This is a genomic window from Streptomyces sp. NPDC101118 (assembly GCF_044759445.1).
In the GTDB taxonomy this organism is placed as follows: Bacteria; Actinomycetota; Actinomycetes; order Streptomycetales; family Streptomycetaceae; genus Streptomyces.
This window is the reverse complement of record NZ_JBIVZG010000022.1, coordinates 50,576-73,329: the sequence shown is the minus strand read 5'-3', so window position 1 is coordinate 73,329 and position 22,754 is coordinate 50,576. Positions and strand designations below refer to the sequence as shown.

The following is a 22,754-nucleotide window of genomic DNA, read 5'->3' as shown; positions in this document are numbered from 1 at the left end:
GGGCGAGGACGGGAGCTTGACCATGGCGGCGGAACGACTGGTGGTCGTCGGGGGCGACGCGGCGGGCATGTCCGCCGCGTCCCAGGCCCGCAGGCTCCGCGGCGCGGACGACCTGGAGATCGTGGCCTTCGAGCGGTCGCCCTTCACCTCGTACTCGGCGTGCGGCATCCCGTACTGGATCGGCGGCGCGGTCTCCGGGCGGGACGAGCTGGTCGCCCGTACGCCGGAGGAGCACCGGGCCCGGGGCATCGACCTGCGGACCAGGACCGAGGTCACCGAGCTGGACCTGGCCGGGCGGCGGGTGCGGGCCCGGGACCTGGAGTCCGGCGAGGAGTCGTGGACCGGCTGGGACAAGCTGGTGCTGGCCACCGGGGCGCGCCCGCTGCGGCCCCCGCTGCCCGGCATCGACGCGCCGGGCGTGCACGGGGTGCAGACCCTGGAGGACGGCCAGGCGCTGCTGGACACCCTGTCCGCCACCTCCGGCCGGCGGGCCGTGGTGGTCGGCGCCGGGTACATCGGCGTCGAGATGGCGGAGGCGCTGACCGGGCGCGGCTTCGAGGTGACGGTGCTGCACCGGGGCGCCCAGCCGATGGCCACGCTCGACCCGGACATGGGCGGCCTGGTGCACCGGGCGATGAACGGCATGGGCATCGCCACGGTCGCCCGCGCCGAGGTCACGAAGATCCTCACGGACGGGGACGGCGGGGTCAGGGCGGTGGCCACCGCCGACGGCACGGAGTACCCGGCGGACGTGGTGGTCCTGGGCATCGGCGTGGAGCCGCGCACGGAGCTGGCCCGGGCGGCCGGGCTGCCGCTGGGCGACTCGGGCGGACTGCTGACCGACCTGTCGATGCGGGTGCGCGGCCAGGAGGACGTCTGGGCGGGCGGCGACTGCGTGGAGGTGCTCGACCTGGTCTCGGGCCGGAACCGGCACATCCCGCTGGGCACGCACGCCAACAAGCACGGCCAGGTGATCGGTTCGGGGGTGGGCGGCGGCTACGCGACCTTCCCGGGCGTGGTCGGCACCGCGGTGAGCAAGGTCTGCGACCTGGAGATCGCCCGCACCGGTCTGCGGGAGAAGGACGCCCTGGCGGTGGGCCTGCGGTTCGTGACGGCGACGATCACGTCGACGAACACGGCCGGGTACTACCCGGGCGCGACGGAGATGACCGTGAAGATGCTCGCGGAACGGCGTACGGGCCGGCTGCTGGGCGTCCAGATCGTCGGCGGCCCGGGCTCGGCGAAGCGGGTGGACATCGCGGCCGTGGCGCTCACGGCGGGCATGACGGTCGAACAGGTGGTGGCCCTGGACCTCGGCTACGCACCCCCGTTCTCCCCGGTCTGGGACCCGGTCCTGGTGGCGGCCCGCAAGGCGGTCCACGCGGTGCGCGCCGCGGGGGTGTGACCCGGGCGGGGCGGGGAAGACAGCCCCGTACGCAGGGGGCTCAGGGGGGCGAATGGCGGAGACGACGGGGACGCGCCGTGCGGGAAGGACCGTCGGCAGCGCGGCCCTGACCGTCACGGTCGGCGTGGCGGTCAACCAGATCCTCGACGACGGCAAGTTCAGCTGGACCTGGCTGTACGTGTCCCTGGCGGTGGCGGTGCTGGCGTTCCTGTACTCGGAAAGCGTGCCGCGCGCCCGTGCCGGCGACGGCCGCGGCGGCCGCCGGGTCTACCTGCGGCAGCTGCGGGAGAGCGTCCGGGACATGGAGACGGTGGGCATCGCCACGCACAGTGAGTTCGTGCTGCGCATGCACCAGGTGTACGTCGACGTGAGCCTCGCGCCCGAGACCGTGCAGGCGGCCGCGGCGGCGCCGTACCTGGGCGTCGTGCGCGACGACGAGGCGGCCGGCCGGGGCAGGCGCCGCACCCTCGCCTCGGTCCTGGAAGACGCCGAGCAGGCGGACGCGACGCGGATCCTGGCCGTGATCGGCGGTCCCGGTTCGGGAAAGACCACCCTGGCCCGCAACACGGCCCTGGCGCTGTGCGAACGCGGCCGGCGGCCGTGGGCGCGGCGACTGCCGGTCCTTTTGTACTTACGGGACCACGCCGCCGCGTTGCTGGCCGAGGAGCCTCCCCCGCTGGCGGACGTCGCCGTCTCGGCCGGCTGGCTGGAAGGCAAGGTGTCCGCCGAGTGGCTGACCCGCAGGCTCGACGCCGGGCGGTGCCTGGTGCTGCTGGACGGCCTGGACGAGGTCGCCGACCCGGCCGACCGCAGCCGCGTGGTCGCCTGGGCCGTACGGCAGACGCAGCGCCACCCCCACAATGTCTACGTGGTGACGTCCCGCCCGTACGGCTACCAGTCCAACCCGCTGCCGGGCGCCGAGGTCCTCCAGGTGCGGCGGTTCACGGGGGACCAGATCTCCCGGTACCTGCACCAGTGGCACTACGCGATGGAGAGCCGGGCCCGGGCCCTCACCCGGCGCGAGGCCCGGGCGGCCGCGGACGGCCCGCTGACCCGCCTGCGGACCCGGGCCGACACCGACCGTCTCGTCCGAGCGGCCGCGGACCGGAGCGCGCGCGACCTGCTGGCCCGGCTGCGGGCCGAGTCGGCGCTGTACGACCTGGCCTCGAACCCCCTGCTCCTGACGATGATCGCCAACGTGCACCGCTACCGCGGTGAACTGCCGGGCACCCGCGCCGGCCTGTACGCGGAGATGTGCGACGTCCTGTTGCACCGCCGGTACGAGGTGCGCGGCCTGCGCGACGCCACCGGCCTGAGCGGCCCGCACAAACAGCACGTCATCCAGCACCTGGCCCTGGCGATGATGCGGGCCCGGGTCCGGGACTGGCCCGCGGCCGACGCCGCCCGGGCGATCCGCCGCCCACTGCGCCAGGTCCCCGGCGGCGTGACGCCCGAGGTGTTCCTGGAAGAGGCCCGCAAGAGCGGCCTCCTGGTCGAACGCGACCACGGCTTCTACGGCTTCGCCCACCTGACCCTCCAGGAGTACCTCGCCGCCGCCCTGCTCAGCACCCCCCGCGCCGACACCGGCCTGCTGACCGGCAACGTCGACGACCCCTGGTACCGGGAGACGGTCCTCCTGTGGTGCGCGGGCAACGACGCCACCGACGTCATCACCGCCTGCCTGGACACCGGCTCGGTCCCGGCCCTGGCCCTGGCCGCCGACTGCGTCGACCAGGCCAGGACGGTCGACCCCGCGGTCCGCGCCCGCCTGGAGGAGACGCTGGCCCCACCGTCGCCCGGCGCACCCCACGCCCCGGACCGCGAACGGCTCCTCGCCGGCATCCAGGCCACCCGCTTCCTGCGGGAGACCGTCCCGCTCGGCGACGCGGCGGCCCTGTGCACCCGTCCGGTGCCGCGCACGTTGTACGACTTCTTCGTCCGCGAGGAACGGGCGGCCGGACGCCACCATCCCTATGGCGTCGGCGGCCCCGGGGACCTCGCCGGCGTGGGCGACGGAGTCGCCGTGGGCATGGGTCCGGGCGACGCGGAGCGCTTCGTGGCCTGGCTCAACGCCCTCACGGGCAGCGGTGCCCTCCGGCTGCCGGCTCCTGAGGAGCTTCCGCGGGCCGAAGCGGCGGCCGAGCCCGATGACCCCTCCGGGGCGCCTGCCGCCTGGGCCGCCGCCCTCACCGGCCGCACCCTGTGGGTACAGGACGGCCAGAACACGCTCCTGCACCAGCCTCCCGGTACCCCCTGGCCCTACGAGCCCAGCCTCGACCAGATCGTGCGATCCCCCGCCTCGGACCGTCGGGAGGCCACGCGCCGGCTGCGGCTGTTGGTCCAGCCACCCGGGCAGCAGGCGCGGGTGGAAGGCTGGGTCAGGGTGGTCATCTCCGCTCTCGTGCGCGCCGCCGAACCGCCGGCGGATCCCGCTCTCGCCCGTCTGCGCACGGTGATCGCCCTCTCCGCCGCCCACAGCCTGGCCGGAGCCCGCGCCCGCATCGCCGACATGATGGGCCTCATCTCCGACACCACGGTCCGCGCGCAGCTGGGCGCGCTCGCAGACTCGCTGGCGTCCCGCGAGACGGGCGACATCCTCCACGCCCTCGCCTCGGCCACTGCCCTGGTCTCCGGCCAGGCATCGATCCGTGCCGACTCCCCGCACCGGCCGCACGGCACCATCGACGTCCGCTCTCTGCGCCCCGCCGATGTGTACGCTCCCGGCCTCGCCGACGACCTCGCCCGCGCCAGGGTCCTCTGCCAGGCCCTCGGGCCGGCCCTCGGCCAGGCACTCGACGACGCTCCGACCGACGCCCCCGGAACCGAGCACGCGCTGGCCGCCGGCCTCGACCTGCTCGAAGCCGACCCGGTCGGCGTGCTCGGCCCTGCCGTCGACTTCCGTCGAACGCTCGGTTCCGCCCTCGCCCCGAGCGTGGCCGAGGCGCTCGCCCTTTCCTCAGGAGCCACCCTCGACCCCGACCACAGCCGCGGCGAGACGCTCGACGCCGCCCTTGACCACGCGATCAGCTCTCACGACCGGACACTGGAGACCGTCCTCGCCGGGTTCCGCATGCTGTCGACCGTCTGGGCTCCCTCCAGCGGCGAGGAGGTGCCGTCGCCGACGCTGGCCCTGGACGGCCTGCTGCAGGACCGCATCCCGGAGTGGGTCGCGGCGTTCCTCGTCCCGGAAGATCCGACCGTTACGCTGCGCCGTACCTACCTCCAGATGGTCCCGTCCGTCTCCCGAGAGCTGGTCGACCGCGGACTCGTCCTGGTGGAGCTGGTTCTGGAGCTCCTGACCGCCGTCCGGGACCGGACAGCCCCTTCCGACGCCCGGACGATGTCGTGCGCCCGCTTCGCCCTGAACGCCGCCACCACCTCCCTGCGGCTGGCCGGTGCGGGCAAGGACGGGGCGACCCGCCTGCTGCACGAGGCCTGGCTCTCCTTGGTCGCCCAGGACCGGACCGCCGTCGCAGGCTCGGTGCCCCCCAACCAGATCCTCATGATCGTCCGCGACGACGACGTCCCTCGGCACACGCAAACGCCCGCCCGCCCCGCCGGGGCGTGAGCCCCGCGGAGCGGACGGGCGAAGGGTGGGAGCGGAGCGGCTAGCGCTGCGTGCGGGTGTGGACGTAGTCCACCAGGCGGGTCAGGGCGTCCGGGTCCGTGGTCGGGAGGACGCCGTGGCCCAGGTTGAAGACGTGGCCCTCCAGGGAGGAGGCGGCGGCGAGGACCTCGTCCGTCTTCCTCTCGACGGCCTCCGTCGTGGAGAAGAGGACGGCCGGGTCCAGGTTGCCCTGGAGCGCCTTGCCGGGGCCCACCCGGCGGGCGGCCTCGTCGAGCGCCACCCGGTAGTCGACGCCCACGACGTCCGCGCCGGCCTCGCCCATCAGGCCGAGCAGCTCGCCGGTGCCCACGCCGAAGTGGATGCGCGGGACGCCGTACGAGGCGACGGACTCCAGGACCTTCGCCGACGCCGGCATCACCGAGCGGCGGTAGTCGGCCGGGGACAGGGCGCCGACCCAGGAGTCGAAGAGCTGGACCGCGGAGGCGCCGGCCTCGATCTGGACCTTCAGGAAGGCGGAGGTGATCTCGGCGAGGCGGTCGACCAGGTCGGCCCAGAGCTGCGGGTCACCGTACATGAGCGCCTTGGTGTGCTCGTGGTTGCGCGACGGGCCGCCCTCGACCAGGTAGCTCGCGAGGGTGAAAGGCGCCCCGGCGAAGCCGATCAACGGCGTGCCGCCGAGTTCACCCGTGAGCATGCCGATGGCCTCGGTGACGTACGGGACGTCCTCGGGGGTCAGGTCGCGCAGCTGTGCGAGGTCGGCGCGGGAGCGGATCGGCTGGGCGACGACCGGACCGACGCCCGGCTTGATGTCCAGGTCGATGCCGATGGCCTTGAGCGGCACCACGATGTCGCTGAAGAAGATCGCGGCGTCGACGTTGTGGCGGCGGACCGGCTGCAGCGTGATCTCGGTGACCAGGTCGGGGCGCATGCAGGACTCGAGCATCTGGGTGCCCTCGCGGACCCGGCGGTACTCGGGGAGTGAGCGCCCGGCCTGGCGCATGAACCACACGGGGGTGTGCGGAACGGGCTCGCGGCGGCACGCCTTCAGGAAGGCGGAATCGTACGTCTGGCTCTGCTGGCCCGCGGGCCGGTCAATGGCGCTCACGGTGCAAATCTTCGCACGTATGTCGAAGTGCCCGACCCGGGGCGGGTGTCCCTGCGCTGAACGGGGCCTCCTTCCGCCTAGTCTTCCCCGCATGGCTGCGGCTCAGGGACGATTTTCAGATGGCGCTGACGGTACTGACAGCGCGGAGGAGAGCTCCGTCCCGCTCCCGTTCCGGCGGGCGGTCGACGGCTTGAGGAAGGCGCGGCTGAGGCCGGGGATCGAGATCGACCCCACCGCACCGCCCAAGAGACTGGCGCCGCACGCCTACGCACTGGAGGCGGCGGTGGTCGAGGACGACGAGGACCTGGCCGACGGCCGGCTGATCCTGCTGCACGACCCGGCGGGGCACGAGGCGTGGCACGGGACCTTCCGGCTGGTGACGCTCGTACGGGCGGAGCTGGAGCCGGAGATGGCCGCGGACCCGCTGCTGCCCGAGGTGTGCTGGTCGTGGCTGACCGGGGCGCTGGAGGCGCGCGGGCTGACGTACGGGGAGGCGAGCGGCACGGTGACGCGAGCCGGCTCGTACTACTTCGGGGGGCTGTCGGCCCGGAGACCGGCGACCCAGATCGAGATCAGGGCCTCGTGGACGCCGCGCGAGGGCGTGGGAGGGGTGCCGGACACGGCGGCCCACCTGTCGGCCTGGTGCGAGCTGCTGGCCCAGGTGGCGGGGCTGCCGCCGGCGGGACCGGCCGACACGGCCGTGGTCTCCCTGCCACAGCGGCGCGGCCCCCACCACCCGTAGGACGCGGCCCCCACCCGGCGCGGAAGCGGGCCGCACCCCCCGTGGAGGCGGACCGCACCCCGGTGGAGGCGGACCGCACCCCCCGCGGGAGCGGCCCGCACCACCCGTACGAGTGGGCCGTCCGGCCGCATCGGCGCGGCAGAGTGTCCCCCTTGCGGGGTTCTGATCACCCTACGATCGATCGCGCGTCCGAATTGCCCGAATTGTTACTCACCAAATCGTGATCATTCCCTAAAGCCGGGCGGGTGACGTGCCGAAGAGGTCAATGACCATCCGCACGGTTCGCACCGGCTTCTTCCCCGAGCCGGCCGTCCCGCCACTCCCCAGGAGGCCTGGTGTCCGTTCTTCTCGAGCAGCCCGCAAGCCTGGTCGCCTACCGCCCGAACAAGCCGACGGCCATGGTCGTCGTGGCCGACCCGCGCGTCCGTTCCACCGTGACCCGCCATCTGTGGGCCCTCGGAGTACGTGACGTGATCGAGGCGTCGTCCATCGCGGAGGCCCGCCCCCGCGTCGGCAACCCGCGCGACATCTGCGTGGCCGACGTCCACCTGCCCGACGGTTCCGGTCTCACCCTGCTGTCCGAGACGCGGGCCGCGGGCTGGCCCAACGGCCTGGCCCTGTCCGCCGCCGACGACATCGGCGCGGTCCGCAACGCCCTCGCGGGCGGCGTCAAGGGTTACGTCGTCACCGGTACGCGCACCAACCTCGGCCTGCCCAGCCGTCCCGGCGCCGCCCCCATCGGCGCCGCGGCGGCCCGGATGCACCGCCGCCCCCCGGGTGCCCCGAGCCACCCGGGCGGCTACCGCGAGCTGTCCGGCCGCGAGGTCGAGGTGCTCCGCCTCGTCGCCGAGGGCCAGTCCAACAAGGCCATCGGCGTCTCGATGGGCCTGTCCGCCCTGACCGTCAAGTCCCACCTCGCCCGGATCGCCCGCAAGCTGGGCACCGGGGACCGGGCCGGGATGGTCGCGGTCGCCCTGCGGACCGGGATCATCCACTGACCCCGGGTCCGCGAATACCCGGCATATCCACGGCAAACGGCCGGACAACGGCTTTACACAACGACCGCGCCCGTCGACGGAACGTTCCGGCGACGGGCGCGTCGTATCCACGGATACCCTTGACAGGTGACCGACGCCCAAGAGACCACACGTGACGCGACCACACCGCGCACCACCACCGGGGGCGGCCCTCCGGACGACGTCGTTTCTGCCGATGGGCTGCCGATCCCGTTGCTCGAACCCCGCGAGGGGATTCCGCCCGTGGTCGCCGACCAGGACGGCCTGGACCGGGTGATCGCGGCCTTCGCCGCGGGCACCGGCCCGGTGGCCGTCGACGCCGAGCGCGCCTCCGGCTACCGCTACGGCCAGCGCGCCTACCTGGTGCAGCTGCGCCGCGAGGGCGCCGGCTCCGCGCTGGTCGACCCGGTGGGCTGTCCCGACCTGTCGGGCCTCGGCGAGGTGCTCTCCGGCACCGAGTGGATCCTGCACGCCGCCACCCAGGACCTGCCGTGCCTGCGCGAAATAGGCATGGTGCCCACCACGCTGTTCGACACCGAGCTGGCCGGACGGCTGGCCGGCTTCCCGCGGGTGGGCCTGGGCGCCATGGTCGAGAGCGTCCTCGGCTACGCCCTGGAGAAGGGGCACTCGGCCGTCGACTGGTCCACCCGCCCGCTGCCCGAGCCCTGGCTGCGCTACGCCGCGCTCGACGTGGAGCTGCTGGTGGACCTGCGGGACGCCCTGGAGAAGGAACTGGACCGCCAGGGCAAGCTGGAGTGGGCCCGGCAGGAGTTCGACGCCATCGCCTCGGCCCCGCCCGCCCCGCCGCGCAAGGACCCCTGGCGCCGCACCTCCGGCATGCACAAGGTGCGTCGGCGCCGTCAGATGGCGGTGGTGCGGGAGCTGTGGAACACCCGCGACCGGATCGCGCAGCGCCGCGACGTCTCCCCCGGCAAGGTGCTGGGCGACGCGGCCATCGTCGAGGCGGCCCTCGCCCTGCCGCTGAACGTGCACGCGCTCGCCGCGCTGCCGGGCTACGGCCAGCGCATGGGACGGCGCCAGCTCGACCAGTGGATGGCCGCCGTGGACCGGGCCAAGGCCCTCCCCGACACCGAGCTGCCGCAGCCGGGCCAGACCCCGTCGGGTCCCCCGCCGCCGCGCTCCTGGGCGGAGAAGGACCCGGTCGCCGCGGCCCGGCTCTCGGCGGCCCGCGCCGCCGTCTCCGCCCTGGCGGAGGAGCTGAACCTGCCGCAGGAGAACCTGATCACCCCGGACACGGTGCGCCGGCTGTGCTGGGAGCCCCCGCAGCGGGTGGACCGCGACACGGTGGCCGAGGCCCTCGCCGGCTACGGCGCCCGCCCGTGGCAGGTCGAGCAGGTGACCCCGGCCCTGGTCGAGGCCCTGTCCTCCGCCCAGGCCTGACCCGCGACGTCCCGGGAGCCCCCGGCCGACCCGGCCGGGGGCTCCCGCGTCTCCGGGGCACGCGCGCCGGGCGGACCCGCGCGCCCGGCGGTGGCCCTACGGCACGGGCAGCGGCGTGACGTCGTCGTTCCCGTCCACGTGGAAGCTGCCCTTGTCCCTGCCGAACACCTTGCCGTGCTTGAGCCACTGCTTCGACATCGTGTGCAACGTCGTCCGGCGGCCCTCCCAGGGCCACTGGTGGCTGGCACAGGACACCTTGAACATCAGCTTCCTGTCGCCCGGGACGGCCTTGTACAGCTCGGTGACCGACAGGCCCGCGGTGGTCACGGTCCTGTCCAGGTCGCCGTAGACGATGCACACCGGGACGTCGCCGCCGAGCACCCCGTGCAGCGGCACCGTCTTCTTGTTCCAGCCCCACCAGAAGGCCTGGCGCTGCCGGCTCACGCCCTCCGTCCGGCCGTCGGGCAGCACCTTGCCCCAGGTGCGCCCCTTGGTGTCGCTCGCCATGATCGCGTCCCAGACCATGTCGACGAGTGCGTCGAGGTCGTCACCGTGCTGGCCCGGGCAGTCCGTCCCGGCCTCCGCCTCCAGGGCCGCCTTCAGCCCCGCCTTCGTACCGAGGTTCATCGGGTACGGAGGGGTGTTCACCGGCATCGTGGACGGCGCGCCGAACTCGGTGCCCGGGGCGCTGGCCTGGCCGTCGGCCCGGAAGACCGGCGCCTGGAGCATCAGGCTGCGGACGTTCTCCTTGTGCTGGATGGTGTACGGGCCGAGCGCGAAGGCCGCGGCCGAGTTGCCGATCAGGTCCAGCTTGCCGACACCGGGGTGCACCTCCGTTCTGATGTACTCGACGACGCGGTGGACCTCGTCCCAGTCGCTCTGCGAGTTGTTCAGCTGGAACTTGTAGTACGGGGAGCAGGGTTCGGTGAGCGGCAGGTTGGGGTCCGTCACCCGGCTGTGGTGGGCCGGGTTGGCGTTGCACGGCTCGTCCATCTTCGGGCGGGGCGAGAGTCCCATGCCCTGGAGGTCCATCACGAACACGTCGTAGCCGGCGTGCGCCAGCACCCGGGACCAGCTGTAGTCGCCGGTGCCGATGTCGTAGATCGCCAGGGCGGGCACGGTCCTGCCGTGCAGCATCAGGACGGCGCGGCGTTTCTCGATCGGGGTGCCCGGCGGCGTCCCGTCGTACTCTCGGACGAACAGGCTGACCAGGTCGTTCTCGTTCGCGGGGACGGTCGACTTGTGCTGGACGGCGTGGTCGGTGTGCTTGATGGCCATGCGGGACTCCGTTCCGTCGGCGGCTGCGCGGGGGCGGGCGCCCCCGGCGCAGCAAGGATCCGGGCCGCCGGGAGGCCGGGGCACGAGCCGGGCCGGGCGGGGGGCGAGGACGACCCCATCGGGGTGGCCGGCGGTCCGATCGGCCGGGCGCGCGACGGGCGCACGGGCCATGGTCCGGATGTGACCTTCGCCGCTCCCGGGGCAGGGGCTGTCCACATGGGTTACCCGCAAGTAGCATGGGCGAGGTGAGCGCGCGCTCAGTCGCGGTGCGCGCTCCCGCGCAGCAGTGCCATCCCGCACCTGGAGGAGAGCCAACGTGCCTCGTACCGTCAGGGACGTCGTCTTCGTCGACGGCGTCCGCACCCCGTTCGGCAAGGCGGGCCCGAAGGGCATCTACCACGAGACCCGCGCCGACGACCTCGTCGTGAAGGCGATCCGGGAGCTGCTGCGCCGCAACCCGGACCTGGACCCCAAGAAGATCGACGAGGTCGCGATCGCCGCGACCACGCAGATCGGCGACCAGGGCCTGACCCTCGGCCGCACCGCGGGCATCCTCGCGGGCCTGCCGCAGTCCGTCCCGGGCTACTCCATCGACCGCATGTGCGCCGGCGCGCTGACCGCCGTGACCGCCGTCGCGGGCGGCGTGGCCTTCGGTGCGTACGACGTCGCCCTCGCCGGCGGTGTCGAGCACATGGGCCGTCACCCCATGGGCGAGGGCGTGGACCCGAACCCGCGCTTCGTCTCCGAGAAGCTGGTCGACGAGTCCGCCCTGTTCATGGGCATGACCGCCGAGAACCTGCACGACCGGTACCCGACCATCACCAAGCTCCGCGCCGACGAGTACGCCGTGCGCTCGCAGGAGAAGGCCGCCAAGGCGTACGCCGACGGCAAGATCCAGCAGGACCTGGTCCCGATCTCGGTGCGCAACACCAACGAGGCGGCCGGTGAGACGGGCTGGGGTCTGGTCACCTCCGACGAGCCGATGCGCCCGGGCACCACGCTGGAGAACCTGGCCGGCCTGAAGACCCCGTTCCGTACGCACGGCCGGGTCACCGCGGGCAACGCCGCCGGTCTCAACGACGGTGCCACCGCCGCGATCATCGCGTCCGAGGACTTCGCCCGGGAGAACAACCTCCCGGTCAAGATGCGCCTGGTCTCGTACTCCTTCGCGGGTGTCGAGCCCGAGGTCATGGGCTACGGCCCGATCCCGGCCACCGAGAAGGCCCTGGCCCAGGCCGGCCTGACGATCGAGGACATCGGTCTCTTCGAGATCAACGAGGCCTTCGCGGTCCAGGTCCTCGCGTTCCTGGAGCACTACGGCATCGCCGACGACGACGCCCGCGTGAACCAGTACGGAGGCGCCATCGCCTTCGGTCACCCGCTCGCCTCCTCCGGCGTGCGCCTGATGACGCAGCTGGCCCGTCAGTTCGAAGAGCAGCCGCACGTCCGCTACGGCCTGACCACCATGTGCGTCGGCTTCGGCATGGGCGCCACGGTCATCTGGGAGAACCCGAACTTCAACGCCGAAGGAGACTCCAAGTGAGCACCACCGCTGAGCTCCTGAAGGGCGCGGCCGAGCTGTTCCCGGACGAGGTCGTCACGCAGGCGCACGTCCGCCACCTCGACCTGCCGTTCGGCGCGGGCCGCTTCGCCCTGATCACGCTGGACAACGGCTTCGACCACACCAAGCCGACCACCTTCGGCCCGCAGTCCCTCGCCAACCTGAACACGGCGCTGGACCAGGTCGAGAAGGAGGCCGCCGAGGGCTCCATCGTCGGTGCGGGCCTGACCGGCAAGCCGTTCATCTTCGCCGTCGGCGCCGACCTCAAGGGCGTCGAGCTGCTGAAGAAGCACGAGGAGGCCCTGGCCATCGGCAAGGGCGGCCACGACGTCTTCAAGCGCCTCGCGGCCCTGGCCGTCCCCACCTTCGCGTACTACAACGGCGCGGCGATGGGCGGCGGTGTCGAGGCCGGTCTGCACTGCACGTACCGCACGGTCTCCCGCGCGCTCCCCGCGTTCTCGCTGCCCGAGGTCTTCCTGGGCCTCGTCCCCGGCTGGGGCGGCTGCACGATCCTGCCGAACCTGATCGGTGCGGAGAAGGCGGTCTCGGTGATCATCGAGAACTCGCTCAACCAGAACAAGCAGCTCAAGGGCCAGCAGGTCTTCGACCTGGGCATCGCGGACGCCGCCTTCGACGGCGCCGACTTCCTGGAGCAGTCGCTGCTGTGGACCGCGAAGGTCCTCAAGGGCGAGACCGAGGTCGTCCGCCCCGAGATCGACCGCGGCGAGGGCTGGGACGCGGCCGTCGCCAAGGGCCGCGCCATCGCGGACTCGAAGGTGCACGGCGCCGCCCCGGCCGCGTACCGCGCCCTCGACATCATCGAGGCGTCCAAGGACGGCGACCTGCAGAAGGGCTTCGACGCCGAGGACACCGCGCTCGCGGACCTCATCATGGGCGGCGAGCTGCGCTCCGGCATCTACGCCTTCAACCTGGTCCAGAAGCGCGCCAAGCGCCCGGCCGGCGCCCCGGACAAGTCCCTGGCCCGCCCGGTCACCAAGGTCGGCGTCGTCGGCGCGGGCCTGATGGCCTCGCAGCTGGCGCTGCTCTTCCTGCGCCGCCTGGAGGTGCCGGTGGTCCTCACCGACATCGACCAGGAGCGCGTGGACAAGGGCGTGGGCTACGTCCACGCCGAGATCGAGAAGCTGCTCGGCAAGGGCCGCATCAACCAGGACAAGGCCAACCGCCTCAAGGGCCTGGTCAGCGGTGTCCTGGACAAGGCCGAGGGCTTCGCGGACGCGGACTTCATCATCGAGGCCGTGTTCGAGGAGATGTCGGTCAAGCAGAAGGTGTTCGCGGAGGTCGAGGCCGTCGCCCCGGCGCACGCGATCCTCGCCACCAACACCTCCTCGCTGTCCGTCTCGGAGATGGCCTCCAAGCTCCGGCACCCGGAGCGCGTGGTCGGCTTCCACTTCTTCAACCCGGTCGCGATCCTCCCGCTCCTGGAGATCGTCCGCGGCGAGCAGACCGACGACGCCTCCCTGGCCACGGCCTTCGGCGTCGCCAAGAAGCTGAAGAAGACCGCGGTCCTCACCAAGGACGCCCCGGCGTTCGTCGTGAACCGCATCCTCACCCGCTTCATGGGCGAGATCCAGAACGTCATCGACGAGGGCACCCCGGTCGTCACGGCGGAGAAGGCCATCGAGCCGCTCGGCCTGCCGATGTCCCCGCTGGTGCTCCTGGAGCTCGTGGGCCCGGCCATCGGCCTGCACGTCTCCGAGACCCTGAACCGAGCCTTCCCGGAGCGCTTCACGGTCTCCCCCAACCTGAAGGCGGTCGTCGAGGCCGGCAAGCGCGGCTTCTACGTGTACAACGCGGAGAACGGCTTCAAGCCGGAGCTGGACCCCGAGGTCGCCGCGCTCCTCAAGCAGGGCGACTCCGTCCTGACCGAGGAGCAGGTGCGGGACCGCGTCCTGGACGCCGTCGCGCAGGAGATCGGCCTGATGCTGGAGGAGGGTGTCGTGGCCGAGGCCCAGGACATCGACCTCTGCCTGATCACCGGTGCCGGCTGGCCCTTCCACCTGGGCGGCATCACGCCGTACCTGGACCGCGAGGGCGTCTCGGAGCGCGTGAACGGCAAGAAGTTCCTGGCCCCGGGCCTGGCGAGCGTCCCCGCCTGAGCCTGAACGGTGCCGTCCGGCTGCCCGCCCGTGGAACCACCACGGGCGGGCAGCCGTCTTTCCGGGCAGCCGTGACTGATCTTCCGGGCGGCCGTGCGGGATCCGGCGGGGGACCCCGTAGCGGATTGGGCCCCCGTCCCGGGCGCGTGGAAGAATGCCCGGTCTCGCACGCACCAGGAGACCTGGTGCCACGTCAACCCGAGTCGGAGGGACGCACCATGCACCGGCCGCGCACCCGGCTGTCCCGCCGCGCGCTCCTGCTGACCGGCGGCTCGGCCGCCGTCGCGGTCTCCGGCGGGCTGCTCGCCGGACGGCTGGCCGGCGGCCCGGACGAGTCCAGCCGCGTCGGCGTGTTCGACGCGGCCGACACCACCGAGGTGCTGGCGCCCACCCGCCTCGCCCAGACCACCGTCGCCCAGTCCTTCGCCTTCGACGACACCCGCGGCGAGGTGTACGCCGTCCAGCTCGTCCAGGGCGGGCTGCGCCTGCCGGACGAGCCGGAACGTTTCTCCAGTGAGGTGCGGGCCCGCAGCGGCGACCTGTGCGTCACCCGTGTCCCCGCGGACGGCGGGGACCTCCAGCACATGGTCCTGCGCGGCTTCGGGCACGGCGTCTCGATGGGCGTCCAGCCCACCCGCAGCGGCGTGTGGCTGTGGACCGAGTCGGACGCCGACCCCACGACCGGCTACGGGCGGGCCGTGGCGCGGATCCCCTTCGAGCCCGGCGCCGTACTGGACAGCGACGACCCGTCGGTCCGTCACCACCGGCCCGTCCCCGGCTCGTTCGCGAACCAGCCGGTCTACGACGCCGTCGAGCACCGCGTGATGGTCGCCTACCAGACCGCGCGCAAGCCCGACCGGCAGTGGTACGCCGTCTACCCCGCGGACTCCTTCGCCGCCGGACGGTACGAGGAGCTGTACGCGGTCCGCCAGGCGGGCCGGGAGCCGGACGAGACCTTCCAGGGCTGCGCGCTGTACGGCGACCACGTGTACCAGGTGACGGGCAACGAGTTCACGGACGGCAAGGGCGGCAAGGGCGGCAACCCGCGCTCGTCCGGGGGCAACACCGTGCTGTCGGCCGTCGACCTGCGCACCGGCCGGGTCGACGGCCGCGCTCCGGTCGCCGCCGCGCTCTCGCTGCCCTACCGCGAGCCCGAGGGGCTGGCGGTGCGGGTGACGGACCGGCCCCGGCTCTGCGTGGGCTTCGCCACCGGCGACTCCGGCGACCGCAGGCTGGCCGTGCACGCCTTCGGCCCGGCGGGCGCCTGACCGGAACGCGGGAACGCCCGTACCGGAGGCCCGGGGTCCGCCGGGCTCAGGCGCCCGGCAGCGGGCGCCGGTCGGAGACCTCCAGGGTGAGGTTGCCGGCCTTGGTGGCGTACAGGTGGCAGACCGGCTCCAGTCCCATGGCGTCCACGGGGCCGACGACGACGCCCTGCCGGGTGCGGTCGGTCACGGCCTCGCCGCGCGAGGAACCCAGCCGCACCTCCTTCGCCACCCCCTGGAAGGAGACGGAGAGGAAGACGTCCCACAGGCCCCCGGTGATGGGGCGGTGCCCGTCGGCGGCCGACAGGTCGATGCGCGCCTCCCAGGAGGCGAGCCCGCGCTCGATCTTCGGCGAGGCGGCCTTCAGCTTGGGCGAGTCGAACGCGAAGGTGCGGAAGCGCAGTTCGGCACCGGTGCGGCGCTCGCGGAGCACCACCCGGGTGTTCGGGTCCCGCGTCGGCAGCTGCTCGATGTAGGCGGTGCCCAGCAGCTGGAGGGTGGCGTCCGTCCAGGTCACCTTGGTGAGCTGGTGCCGGGCGCGCAGGGTGTGGGTGACCTCGTACCGGTCGTCGGGCACGCCCACGTCCGGGTCGCGGAAGTAGGGGTACGTCCGGAAGACCCGCCCGTCCTCGATGGTCTGCTCGGGCTTCTCCTTGTCGAGCTCGTACGCGACGAGCCGCTCGGCCTCGGCGAACCGGCCCCGCCGGATCAGCTCCAGGCGGACCGACAGCGGCCGCGGCAGCTTGGCGAACACGCCCGGGGTGCCGTACGCCTCCAGCAGCTCGCGGCACTCGGACATGACCTGCCAGCGCAGCTCGGTGTCCTTGCTGGCGCGGTATGGGGCGCCGGTGGCCTTGCCGAGCTCCAGCTCGAAGTGGCGGGCCATCACGTGGTCGCGGCCGGGGCCCGGCGGAACCCGCTCGGCCACCATCTGCACGAGCTGCCGGGTGATGGCCATGCGGTCGGCGAGGGAGCCGCCGAACCGGGAGGCGTTGACCCCGGCGACCCGGCGGGCCTGCTGCACGCAGACGGTGTCCGCCACGACCGAGACTCGGTCGGCGTACAGGTACGCGAGGGCGGTGAAGGCCACCTCCTCGCCCAGCCGCCAGTCGGCGGGGAAGCGCAGGAAGCAGCGCTCGACCAGGCTGCGGCGGAACAGCTTGTCGGGGCTGAGGGACCAGTAGACCCGGGAGGCGAAGACGTCCGCGTCGGCCGCGTTGCGGGCGAACATCGACGTGCCGACCTTCTGGCCGTCCAGGCCGGCGACCTTGCCGAGCACGATGTCGGCCTCGTTCTGGTCGGCGGTGGTGACCATCCGGCGCAGCGCGCCGGGGGTGAGCCGGTCGGTTCCGCTGAGGAAGAGCAGGTGGCGTCCGGTGGCCTGTTCGATGCCGGTGTTGCGGGCCTCGGCGGGCGTCTCGGACGGCGGGAGGGCGGCGAACCGCAGGAAGCCGGGGTACTGGGCGGCCCACTGCTGGAGCAGTTCGCGGGAGCCGTCCTGGGAGCCCCGGTCGAAGGCCAGCACCTCGACGCGGAAGCCCTCCTCGGCCTGGGCCAGCACCGAGGTGAGGCAGTCGGCGAGGCCGGGCAGGGCGTTCGCCGCGTCGATGACGACGCTGACGTCGGGCTGGTCCTGGGGGGTCACGGTGCGGTTCACCACTCTTCGTCGCGTGCGGGGGCCTGGGTGGCCGGGGGCCGGGGCCGGCGGCGGTCGGGGCCGGTCAGCCGGTGAGGGACTCGGGCGGCCACGGCAGTTCGCCGATGATCTTCGGCTGGCGCCAGGGCAGGTGGGCGGTGGTGCCCGCGCCGTTCGCGCCGGGCGGGGTCAGCACGCCGGGGGTGGCCGACAGGTCGCCGACGTACACCACGACCTGCCCCTCGGCCGTCTCGCCGTGCGGGGACCGGAGGGTGTAGGTGAAGCCGTCGTACCCCTGGGCGCCGGGCGCGGCCTGGTAGGCGAGGACTCCCTCGGGGGTGACCGCGACCGTGCCGTGGCGCGCCTGGCCGTGGCCGGCGAGTGCGGTGCCCGGGGGCATGCCCTGGCGCGGGTCGAGCAGGGCGGGCAGGTGGGCGGCGTGCGGGGCGACGTTCAGGGCGCGGCCCGGGACGTGGAACCGGCGGATGCGCACGCCGAGGTCGGCCAGCGGCTCGGTGCGGACGAGCTTGCGGGGCTCCTCGCCGGGCACGGCGGCGGAGATGGCCGGGCGCAGCACGGGTTCGGCGGTCTCCGGCCGGATCCGCAGGGTGAGGTAGCCGGTCTCGGCGGCGCCGCCCTGGGCGCGTACCCGGTAGGCGTGGCGCTCGGGGAGGTACTCGACGCCCTGGACGGCCAGGACCTCGGCGGCCTCGCCGAAGCCGAAGGGGCGGGTGTCGAGGTAGCCGTAGGCGTGCCGGGCGCCGGGGGCGGCCTGGACGGTCAGCGCGAGGCGCAGGGTCTGGCCGGGGGCGGCCGAGGCGGCCGGGTGGACCTCGGAGTGGACGGCGGCGACGGCGGAGTTGCCGGGCCGGCCGGCCTCGGCCACCTTCACGACCGTGAGCAGGTAGGTCACTTCATCACTCCCGGCTTGGCGACCCCGGGGCCGCTGGGCGCGCGGACGGCGCCGGCGACCCGGGCCTTGGCGTCCTCGGTGGGGGCGGCGACGCGCTCCTTGGCGCGCCGGTCGGATTCGGCGACGGAGACCCAGCCCATCTCCTCGGCGGTGAACTCCGTGCGGTCGAGTCCGGTCACCTGGTGGGCGGGGATCAGCCCCTGGTCGCGCATGGCGCGGGCGATGAACCGGGCGAACTCGGTGCAGCCCTCGGCGCGGCAGTGGGTGTCGTCCCAGCCCTTGATGTTGGCGAGCGGGTTCTCGTACTGGCGCAGGTGGGTGAAGAGGTCCTTGCTCACGTCGGGGCCGAGGGCCTCCCACCACTCCAGGCTCTGCGCGTAGAGGTCGATGAGCGGGGCCGAGGTGTCGGCGGCCACCTCGCGCATCGCCATCGGGTAGGTGGTGATGTAGCGGATGAGGTTGTCGTGCTTGTCGAACTTCCGCCGCTCGTGGGTCATCACCAGCACGGGGTGGGCCTGGTGCTCGCGGGTGAGCTGGACCATGGCCTTCAGGTAGAGCTGGTAGTCGGCGTGCGGGCCGGCGTACAGGCCCTTGCCCGGCTTGTAGTCGACCTGGCCGAACGTGATGATCACGTAGTCGCCGGGGCTGACGTTGTTCAGGATCCACTGGAACCGGCCGCGGTCGAAGAAGCTCATCGAACTGGCGCCGGCCCGGGCGCAGTTGACGACCTCGACGTCGGGCGTGAAGAACAGCTGGAGCATCTGGCCCCAGCCCGCCATCGGCAGGTAGTCCACCCCGCGGGTGATCACCGTGGAGTCGCCCGCGAGGAAGATCCGCCGCCGGGGGCCGCCGTGCCCCTGCATCGCCGTCATCGCGCTCAGATCCCCTCGGTGTCCCCTGCGCCGGCGTCGCTCTCGTCGCCCTTCGCGAAGGCGTCGGCGAGGTCGCCCTCGGGCACGGCCACCGTCTTGAAGGGGTCCTGCCGGCGTACGTCGATGACGTGGCCGGTGAGCTGCGAGATGAGCACGTCGACCGAGGTGCGGGCGACGGACTCGGAGGTGAGCAGCGAGTCCGCGGGCTCGTCGCCGAAGGCCTTGGTGCGCATCGGGGTGCGGGTGCGCTCGGGGTTGACGCAGTTGACGCGGATGCCGTCGGCGGCCCACTCGTCGGCCAGGGCCTGGGTGAGGTTGACGGTGGCGGCCTTGGCGGAGGAGTAGAGGCTGTAGCCGGCGCGGCCGCGGGTGTAGCTGCTGGAGGTGTAGAGCAGCAGCTGGCCGCGGGTCCTGGCGAGGTACTGGTGGGCGGCGCGGGCGATGTGGACCGGGGCGAGGTAGTTGACGAGCGTGGCGCTCTCGATGGTCGCGTGGTCGGTCTCGGCGAGCTTGCCGGTGCGCAGCACGCCGGCGGTGTTGACGACGTAGTCGATGCGGCCGGCGCTCTCGTACGCCTCGGCGAGGGCCTTCTCGACGTGGGTGGGGTCCTCGACGAAGGTGCCGGTGCCGGAGCGGCTGAAGCGGAAGACGGTGGCGCCGTAGGACTCGGCGAAGTCGGCTATGTCGGCACCGATGCCGTAGCTGGCGCCGAAGACGACGAGGGAGGTGCCCTGGAGGGCGGCGCGGTAGGTGTCGTCGTCGCCGTGGGCGGGCGCGGCCTGGTGGGCCAGCTGGAAGAACTTGTCGGCGATGAAGATGTCGACCGGGTGGGTGACCTTCATGTTGTGCTCCTCGCCCTCGACGACGTGCACGGGCACGTCGGGGAGGTAGCGAAGGACCACGGAGCAGTCGTCGGTGGCCTCGAAGTTCGGGTCGCCGGCGGCCACCGCGTAGGCGCGGCGGATGGTGGAGAGCAGGAAGGCCTGGGGGGTCTGGCCGCGGCGCAGCCGGGAGCGGTCCGGGATGTCCGTGATGAACTCGCCGTCCTCGCCGTGGGTGCGGGTGACGATGATGGTGTCGGCCGAGGGGATGGCGACGTCGACGGCCTCGTACTTGTCGAGGGCGGCGACGCAGTCGTCGATGACCCGCTGCGAGAGCAGGGGGCGGACGGCGTCGTGGAAGAGGACCTTGGGGTCGGCCTCGCCCTCGGCGAGCCCGGCGGAGATGGCGTCGATGGCCCGGCAGGTGGTCTCGTTGCGGGTGGAGCCGCCGGCGATGACGCGGCTGACCTTCCGCAGGCCGGCCGCGGTGACGATGGCCTCGACGTCGGCGACGTAGTCGGGGTGCATCACGACCATCACCTCGTCGACCGAGGCGGTCTCCTCGAAGACGGCGAGGGTGTGTTCGAGGATGGTGCGCCCGGCGATCTTGACGAGCTGCTTGGGGATGGCGAGACCGACCCGCTGGCCGGTGCCGCCCGCGAGGACGACTGCGATCGTTCGGGCAGTGAGGGACAAGACGACTCCTCGGCTCTGCTGTCTGGTGAAGGGGTGGGCGCCGGCGCGGGCCCGAGCGGTACGGACAGGTCCCGGAGGGGACCTAGAAGTACTGCTCCATGGAGTTCGGGTGGTGTTGCCTGATCACGCGGATCGGCATGGTGGCGTCGTGCATGACCGTCTGGCCCCGGGTGAACGGGTTGGCCAGGATCGGCTCGGCGACGTCGCCGGGCGGGAACTTCTCGGACGCCCTGCTGAACAGCGCGTTGACCGCGTCGTTGAAGCGGACCATCGAGTCGCCGTCGCCGAGGAGGTAGCGCTTGAGGATGGCGCGGTGGTCGGCGAGCCGGTCCCGGCCGCCCGAGCGGGCGGCGTCGACCCCGGTCTGGAGGTCGGCGCAGGACGGGCCGAGGATGTAGGCGGCCGAGGCGGCGGGGTTGAGCTGCTTGAACAGCTCGGGGTCCATGTCCGAGGGGTTGCAGACGACGTACGGCTTCTCGCTCTGCACGAAGTCGGAGACGACACTGGAGATGTCGCTGATCATCATGTCGGACTCGTTGTAGCAGCTGTAGAGCGAGGGCAGCTGGCCGGTGACGACCTGGTGGCGGTCGTGGCCGCGCGACTGCCAGAAGGTGTCGTGCCACTCGCCCTGGAGCTGCTCCCAGGACTCCTTCGGGGGCTTGGCGAGGGCGGAGCGGTCCTTGTCCCAGATGCCGTAGACGCCGACGACGGTCCAGGCCTTGAGCTTGCCCATGCGGCCTTCGAGCTCGGAGAGCCGCTTGTCGCCCTGGGCCATCGCCTTGGCGGCGGCCCCGGCCTGCTTCTCGCGGCGGGCGTTGTCGGCCTCCAGCATCGCGATGATGCGGCGGTGGGCGCGGGTGGCCTGGATGGAGCGCTTGCCGGTGAGCGGGTGGGGCTTGTAGATGACGCGGACCGGCTGGTCCATGTTGAGCAGCATCCGGATCATCTTCTCGCCCATCAGGACGAGGGAGGTGTGGTACGGGTCGGCGGTCCAGCCCTCCCAGGTGGGCGCGTACATGATGGTGGTCATGTGCTCCCGCGGGCGGGGGCCGACGGTCTCGACGGCGCTGAGCTGGGGGCGGCCCACGCGGACCAGGTCGGCGGACGGGATGGTGCCGCGCAGGCGCTGGTAGCGGTCCTCGCCGGCCTCGCCGGCGGTCCAGATCTCGTCGTAGACCTTGCTGACGCGGTTGGAGCTGGCGAGCTTGTCGCTGTCGCCGTGGCCGATGAAGACGTGCTTGGCCTCGGCGATGCGGAGCATGTGGACGTTCTTGCCGGCGTTGGCCGGGTAGAGGATGACCCGGGCCTCGGGCAGCTCCAGCAGCGAGAGGTCGTCGGCCTTGGGTATGCAGACCACCGGCAGCGGGGTGTACGCGAGGAAGCGCAGGGTGGTGACCTCGCGCAGCACGATCAGCGGGCGGCGGCCGAGGCGGGCCAGCGTGTCCAGCCACATGTTGACCTGGTAGGCGGAGTCGCGCGCACCGGCGGCGTAGCTGAAGTACAGGACCACCTCGGGCTTGTACTTCGCGACCTGCTGGTTGAGGATCTTGAAGGTGCGCTCGTGGCTGGGGACGCGGCGGCACTGGCTCACCGTCGGCAGCAGCATCAGCATGCCGACGACGGCGAGGGTGACGGCGAGGGCGACGCCGAGCACGCCGAAGCCGATGATCTTCGTGTAGTGCGAGGCGAGGGCGCCGGCGATGACCGCGGTGTCCAGGTACAGGAGCTTGCGCTCGTGGCTCTTGAACGCGATCTGCGGGGGCGGCTCCGGCATGTTCAGCTTGCTCAGGTCCAGGTTGCGCACGCGGACCGGCAGCGCACGGCGGCGCTTGATGAACATGCAGAGGAACGTGTAGACGAGGCGCAGCGAGTGCACGGCGACGAAGCCGAGGAAGACGACGACGAACGCGTCGCCGTCGATGCCCGCGACGCCGCGCAGCATCACCAGGACGGAGAGCTCGCGCACCAGGACGCGAATGGACAGGCCCCACTTGAGCTTGCCGAGGAACTTGATGAGGTCCGGCTCGTGCTTGTGGAGGTGGATGTCCGAGAGGTAGCTGAGCGCGAGGGCGCCCGTGAAGACCCAGAAGTACCCGAGCACGGCCGAGACCAGCATGGCCAGGTAACTGCCCAGCAGCGTGAGAAGGACAAGCACGTTCTTGTCCTTGCTGATCTCCGCATGGCGGATCAGCGCGGCGATCACAGTCGTCCTCTTCTCTCGTCGGCGCTGCGGACACCAGGCAAAAAGAGGCAGAAGGGGAGGCGGCTGAGGCCACATCAACAGGACGGAAAAACACCCGTGGTGACAGTCAGGCTGAGTTCCCCGCGTCGACTTCCAGCCTTCACCTCAGCTTTACC

General features: G+C 72.6%; 15 protein-coding genes. 8 read left to right on the top strand and 7 right to left on the bottom strand.

Annotation, left to right across the window (positions count from 1 at the left end; genetic code table 11):
- Positions 1–22: 22 nt before the first annotated feature.
- Both ACIQUQ_RS28855 and ACIQUQ_RS28850 read left to right on the top strand, forming a co-directional pair.
- A complete protein-coding gene (locus tag ACIQUQ_RS28855; protein WP_403981585.1) occupies positions 23–1,405 on the top strand; it encodes an FAD-dependent oxidoreductase in 1,383 nt (460 codons plus the stop codon).
- Between the two features lie 52 nt (positions 1,406–1,457).
- Positions 1,458–4,973, top strand: coding sequence for an NACHT domain-containing protein (locus tag ACIQUQ_RS28850; protein ID WP_403981583.1), 3,516 nt, complete (start codon positions 1,458–1,460; stop codon positions 4,971–4,973).
- Between the two features lie 40 nt (positions 4,974–5,013).
- On the opposite strand, the gene hemE is transcribed toward ACIQUQ_RS28850, so the two are convergent.
- Positions 5,014–6,078, bottom strand: a complete 1,065-nt coding sequence (gene hemE / locus ACIQUQ_RS28845) for a uroporphyrinogen decarboxylase (protein WP_403981581.1) — start codon at positions 6,076–6,078, stop codon at positions 5,014–5,016.
- Positions 6,079–6,169: 91 nt separating this feature from the next.
- On the opposite strand from hemE, the gene ACIQUQ_RS28840 reads away from it, so the two are divergent.
- From ACIQUQ_RS28840 to ACIQUQ_RS28830, 3 genes are all read left to right on the top strand, one after another.
- Positions 6,170–6,820: a DUF3000 domain-containing protein gene (locus ACIQUQ_RS28840; protein WP_399952371.1), complete on the top strand. Its 651-nt coding sequence runs from the start codon at positions 6,170–6,172 to the stop codon at positions 6,818–6,820.
- A gap of 335 nt (positions 6,821–7,155) precedes the next feature.
- Positions 7,156–7,818 (top strand): LuxR C-terminal-related transcriptional regulator, encoded by a 663-nt coding sequence (locus tag ACIQUQ_RS28835; protein WP_399952367.1) that lies wholly within the window; start codon positions 7,156–7,158, stop codon positions 7,816–7,818.
- Positions 7,819–7,944: 126 nt separating this feature from the next.
- Positions 7,945–9,237 (top strand): HRDC domain-containing protein, encoded by a 1,293-nt coding sequence (locus ACIQUQ_RS28830; RefSeq protein ID WP_403981579.1) that lies wholly within the window; start codon positions 7,945–7,947, stop codon positions 9,235–9,237.
- A gap of 96 nt (positions 9,238–9,333) precedes the next feature.
- Here ACIQUQ_RS28830 and ACIQUQ_RS28825 read toward each other — a convergent pair whose 3' ends face one another.
- The gene (locus ACIQUQ_RS28825; RefSeq protein WP_403981576.1) at positions 9,334–10,515 is read right to left on the bottom strand and encodes an alpha/beta hydrolase; all 1,182 of its coding nucleotides are present in this window, start codon (positions 10,513–10,515) and stop codon (positions 9,334–9,336) included.
- 316 nt (positions 10,516–10,831) lie between these two features.
- Here ACIQUQ_RS28825 and ACIQUQ_RS28820 point away from each other — a divergent pair, with 316 nt between their 5' ends.
- From ACIQUQ_RS28820 to ACIQUQ_RS28810, 3 genes are all read left to right on the top strand, one after another.
- Positions 10,832–12,058, top strand: a complete 1,227-nt coding sequence (locus tag ACIQUQ_RS28820; protein ID WP_403981574.1) for a thiolase family protein — start codon at positions 10,832–10,834, stop codon at positions 12,056–12,058.
- Complete coding sequence (locus tag ACIQUQ_RS28815; RefSeq protein WP_403981571.1) at positions 12,055–14,193, top strand: 3-hydroxyacyl-CoA dehydrogenase NAD-binding domain-containing protein; 2,139 nt, start codon at positions 12,055–12,057, stop codon at positions 14,191–14,193. Before ACIQUQ_RS28820 ends, ACIQUQ_RS28815 begins: the two co-directional genes overlap by 4 nt.
- Positions 14,194–14,378: 185 nt before the next feature.
- Positions 14,379–15,461: a signaling protein gene (locus ACIQUQ_RS28810; RefSeq protein ID WP_403981568.1), complete on the top strand. Its 1,083-nt coding sequence runs from the start codon at positions 14,379–14,381 to the stop codon at positions 15,459–15,461.
- Positions 15,462–15,507: 46 nt separating this feature from the next.
- Here the strand turns inward: ACIQUQ_RS28810 and ACIQUQ_RS28805 are convergent, their stop codons facing one another.
- The 5 genes from ACIQUQ_RS28805 to ACIQUQ_RS28785 all read right to left on the bottom strand — a co-directional run bounded on the left by ACIQUQ_RS28805 (position 15,508) and on the right by ACIQUQ_RS28785 (position 22,599).
- Complete coding sequence (locus ACIQUQ_RS28805) at positions 15,508–17,115, bottom strand: glycosyltransferase family 2 protein (protein WP_403981565.1); 1,608 nt, start codon at positions 17,113–17,115, stop codon at positions 15,508–15,510.
- A 64-nt stretch (positions 17,116–17,179) separates the two neighbouring features.
- Positions 17,180–18,007 carry an Ig-like domain-containing protein gene (locus tag ACIQUQ_RS28800; RefSeq protein ID WP_403981563.1) on the bottom strand — a complete coding sequence of 276 codons (828 nt, stop codon included), beginning with the start codon at positions 18,005–18,007 and terminating at the stop codon, positions 17,180–17,182.
- Positions 18,004–18,879, bottom strand: a complete 876-nt coding sequence (locus tag ACIQUQ_RS28795) for a rhamnogalacturonan acetylesterase (protein WP_403981560.1) — start codon at positions 18,877–18,879, stop codon at positions 18,004–18,006. The genes ACIQUQ_RS28800 and ACIQUQ_RS28795 overlap by 4 nt, the downstream gene beginning before the upstream one ends.
- Positions 18,880–18,884: 5 nt before the next feature.
- Positions 18,885–20,396 carry an SDR family NAD(P)-dependent oxidoreductase gene (locus ACIQUQ_RS28790; protein ID WP_403981557.1) on the bottom strand — a complete coding sequence of 504 codons (1,512 nt, stop codon included), beginning with the start codon at positions 20,394–20,396 and terminating at the stop codon, positions 18,885–18,887.
- Between the two features lie 82 nt (positions 20,397–20,478).
- Positions 20,479–22,599 (bottom strand): hypothetical protein, encoded by a 2,121-nt coding sequence (locus ACIQUQ_RS28785; RefSeq protein ID WP_403981554.1) that lies wholly within the window; start codon positions 22,597–22,599, stop codon positions 20,479–20,481.
- Positions 22,600–22,754: the final 155 nt, after the last annotated feature.